The organism is Roseiarcus sp., from assembly GCF_049514155.1.
Lineage (GTDB): Bacteria > Pseudomonadota > Alphaproteobacteria > Rhizobiales > Beijerinckiaceae > Roseiarcus.
Genome location: NZ_JBEKVH010000272.1, coordinates 1 through 3062 on the forward strand (window position 1 = coordinate 1; position 3062 = coordinate 3062).

A 3062-nucleotide genomic window follows, 5' to 3' on the forward strand; every position below is an offset into this window, starting at 1 on the left:
TGCGCGCCGCCTCGCCGACCGCCACGCCGAACGCGCGCCTGGTCGCGCTCGCCGATGCGGCGCTCGACCGCGGCGGCCGCATGATCGAGGCGGTCGCGGCGATCGGCCGCGGCGCGGAATGCTTCGAGGGCGAACCGTTCGCGTTGGAGCTCGCCTGAGCGAAGCGCCGGCGCGGGGGAGAAGCTCAGCGTCGCGAGACGACGGCGCGATAGACCAGCAGAACGACTATGGCGCCGATGATGGCGATGACGATGCTGTAGAGGTTAAGGCCGGTGACCGTGCCGTAGCCGAGCGCGCTGCTGATGTAGCCGCCGACGACGGCGCCGACCACGCCCAGCACGATGTCCATAATCAATCCGGACCCGGTCCTGTTGACCAGCTTGCTGCCGATGAAGCCGGCGATCAGGCCGAGCACGATCCAAGAAAGAAAGCCCATGGCGAGAACCCCCACGAAAAGCTCGCCCGTCTTCAAGCCTGAGGGCCGCGGCGCGAGTCGGGCGATGTTGCCCGCGCGATACGCGAAAGGCAAGCCGGCGGCCGCATTCCGGAGATTGCGGAACCGTCAGCGACGACACTGAATTCTTTGACTTTCTGGCCGAATCTCCAGCCCTGCGGCCGCGCCTTCCGATCGGCGGCGATTCCTGTCCGCGCCGGCGTGGACTAGGGTATGAGTCGGTGTGAACGCCGGGAGGCTCGAGTGACGCGCTTGGTCGGAATTGGGCTGCTGATCTGTGGACTCATCCTCAGCGGGGCCGCGGTCGCCCACGACCGCGCGCATCATGGGCAGCCGATCAAGCTCTGCACCCGCGACAACGGGGTCGCCTATAAGCCGGGAGACTATTGCTACACGAGCTGCGCCCCGGCGACCGCCTGCGACGTCGAGATGTGCTTCGGCGACGGGACCTGGATGAAGGTCTTCGCCTGCAAGCAGCGCGACTGCCGCAAGCTGTGCTGAGCGCTCCGGCGCGAGGCGCGGCTTGTCGAGGCGGGTGAGGCATGGCGCATTGGCTCTACCTGGCTCTGGCGATCGTTTTCGAGGTCTTCGGCGCCACCATGCTCAAGGTCGCGGCGGGCGCCCCGAGCTGGGCGCCGGCGGCGGGCGTCGCGGTCGGTTACGGCGCGGCCTTCGTGTGTCTGGGGTTCGCGCTGAGAATCGTGCCGGTCGGCGTCGCCTACGCGATCTGGTCGGGCGTCGGCACGGCGCTGGTGGCGCTGGTCGGCTGGGCGGCGTTCGGCCAAAAGCTGACGCTGGCCGGCGGGGCGGGCATTGCCCTGATCATCGTCGGCGTCGTCGTCGTCCAGTTCAATTCCACGGCGCATTGACGGCGCTCAAATGCCCGGGTCGCCGCCGCGGCTAAAGGCTGTGCGCCACTTGCCGGTCGCGGCGCGCCGCCCTAAAGGCAGGGCGGGCGAAGCGGGCGCTAGGCGTTGAACCTGGCTGTGGTTCCTTAAGGAGACGATCCGATGTCGCATAAGATTCTGGTCGCGCAAGGCGGTGGGCCGACGGCGGTGATCAACCAGTCGCTGGCCGGCGTAGCGCTCGAGGCGCGACGCTTTTCCGACATCACGCACGTCTATGGCGCGGTGCACGGCGTGCGCGGCATCATCGAAGAAGACCTCGTCGACCTTTCTCAGGAAACCACCGCCAATCTCGAAGCCGTCGCCGCCACGCCGGCCGCCGCGCTCGGCTCGACCCGCGACAAGCCCGACGTCAAATACTGCCAGGAAATCTTCAAGGTGCTGAAGGCGCACCAGATCGACACGTTCTGCTACATCGGCGGCAACGACTCTTCCGACACGGTGCGCATCGTAGCGGAAGAAGCGGCCAAGGCCGGCGAACAGATCCGCGCGATCCATATCCCCAAGACGGTCGACAACGACCTCGTCGGTTTCGATCACACGCCCGGCTACCCGTCGGCGGCGCGCTTCGTCGCCCAGGCGTTCGCCGGCGCCAACCTCGACAACGCCGCCCTGCCGGGCGTCTATTGCGCCGTCATCATGGGCCGCCACGCCGGCTTCCTCACCGCCGCCGGCGCTCTGGCGCGCAAGTTCCCCGGCGACGGCCCGCACCTCATCTACCTGCCGGAGCGCACCTTCGTCGTCGACAAGTTCCTCGCCGATGTGAAGGCGACCTACGCCAAATACGGCCGCTGCGTGATCGCCGCCTCGGAAGGCATCCACGACGAGTCCGGCGCGGCGATCATCACCAAGCTCGCCGGCGGCGCGGTGGAGAAGGACGCGCACGGCAACGTCCAGCTCTCCGGCACCGGCGCGCTCGCCGACCTGCTGTGCGAGGAGATCAAGAACAAGCTCGGCATCAAGCGCGTGCGCGGCGACACCTTCGGCTACCTGCAACGCTCGTTCCTCGGCTGCGTCTCCGACGTCGACCAGCGCGAGGCGCGCGAAGTCGGCGAGAAGGCGGTGCAATACGCGATGTGGGCGGGGCGCAACGGTTCGGTGGCGATCCGCCGCATCGCCGATTACGCCGCCGACTATCCGCTGATCCCGCTCGAGGACGTCGCCGGCAAGACGCGGGTGATGGAGGACGAGCTGATCGCGGCGGCCGGCAACGACGTCACGTCGAAGTTTTTCGATTACCTGCGGCCGCTGCTCGGGACGGACGGCTTGCCCGAAGTCGCGCGCCTGCGCGCCGGCAAGGTCGCCAAGGCGAAGAAGTGACGAAATGGCGCCGCGGTCGCCGGCCGCGCGCCTAGAAAATCGCTTGAAGACGTGGCCTTGGCCGCGTCTTTTCATTTTGTGGTTGAACGCGCTTGCGGACGCGGCCGCTGCGCGATCGGCGATCGCGCCTACGATTTCGCGCGTTCGGCTCGCCGTTTGCCGTCGAGCCGCAGTGCGCGCAGCGCCGGCGCGGCGGTGAGGCCCTGCACCAAAGCCGAGAACGCGACGACGGCGAACGCGCCGACGAGGATCTGGTCGCGGTAGGGCGCTTCGGCGGGCAGCGCCAGCGCCAGCGCCAAGGCGAGCGCGCCGCGCAATCCGCTCCACCACAGGAAATGCGCTTCGCGCCAGCCGAACGCCCAGCGCGTGCGCGAGAAGGCGAG

5 protein-coding genes and 1 pseudogene are annotated in these 3062 nt (G+C 68.4%); 4 read left to right on the forward strand and 2 right to left on the reverse strand.

What is annotated here, in order from left to right:
* A pseudogene (locus ABSF49_RS21280) lies at positions 1-158 on the forward strand (protein tyrosine phosphatase); the annotation flags it as partial.
* Positions 159-184: 26 nt separating this feature from the next.
* Here the strand turns inward: ABSF49_RS21280 and ABSF49_RS21285 are convergent.
* Positions 185-436 carry a GlsB/YeaQ/YmgE family stress response membrane protein gene (locus ABSF49_RS21285; RefSeq protein ID WP_424114635.1) on the reverse strand — a complete coding sequence of 84 codons (252 nt, stop codon included), beginning with the start codon at positions 434-436 and terminating at the stop codon, positions 185-187.
* Between the two features lie 261 nt (positions 437-697).
* On the opposite strand from ABSF49_RS21285, the gene ABSF49_RS21290 reads away from it, so the two are divergent.
* From ABSF49_RS21290 to ABSF49_RS21300, 3 genes are all read left to right on the forward strand, one after another.
* The gene (locus ABSF49_RS21290) at positions 698-955 is read left to right on the forward strand and encodes a hypothetical protein (protein WP_424114631.1); all 258 of its coding nucleotides are present in this window, start codon (positions 698-700) and stop codon (positions 953-955) included.
* Positions 956-996: 41 nt separating this feature from the next.
* The gene (locus tag ABSF49_RS21295; protein WP_424114632.1) at positions 997-1323 is read left to right on the forward strand and encodes a DMT family transporter; all 327 of its coding nucleotides are present in this window, start codon (positions 997-999) and stop codon (positions 1321-1323) included.
* Positions 1324-1464: 141 nt separating this feature from the next.
* Positions 1465-2679, forward strand: a complete 1215-nt coding sequence (locus tag ABSF49_RS21300) for a 6-phosphofructokinase (RefSeq protein WP_424114633.1) — start codon at positions 1465-1467, stop codon at positions 2677-2679.
* Between the two features lie 128 nt (positions 2680-2807).
* On the opposite strand, the gene ABSF49_RS21305 is transcribed toward ABSF49_RS21300, so the two are convergent.
* On the reverse strand, positions 2808-3062 hold a 255-nt coding region (locus ABSF49_RS21305; protein ID WP_424114634.1), incomplete at its 5' end, for a cation:proton antiporter domain-containing protein.

Excerpts from the sequence above, each read along its gene's own strand:
- ABSF49_RS21285 (WP_424114635.1), bottom strand. The coding sequence starts at position 436 with ATGGGCTTTCTTTCTTGGATCGTGCTCGGCCTGATCGCCGGCTTCATC.
- ABSF49_RS21300 (WP_424114633.1), top strand. The coding sequence starts at position 1,465 with ATGTCGCATAAGATTCTGGTCGCGCAAGGCGGTGGGCCGACGGCGGTG.
- ABSF49_RS21295 (WP_424114632.1), top strand. The coding sequence starts at position 997 with ATGGCGCATTGGCTCTACCTGGCTCTGGCGATCGTTTTCGAGGTCTTC.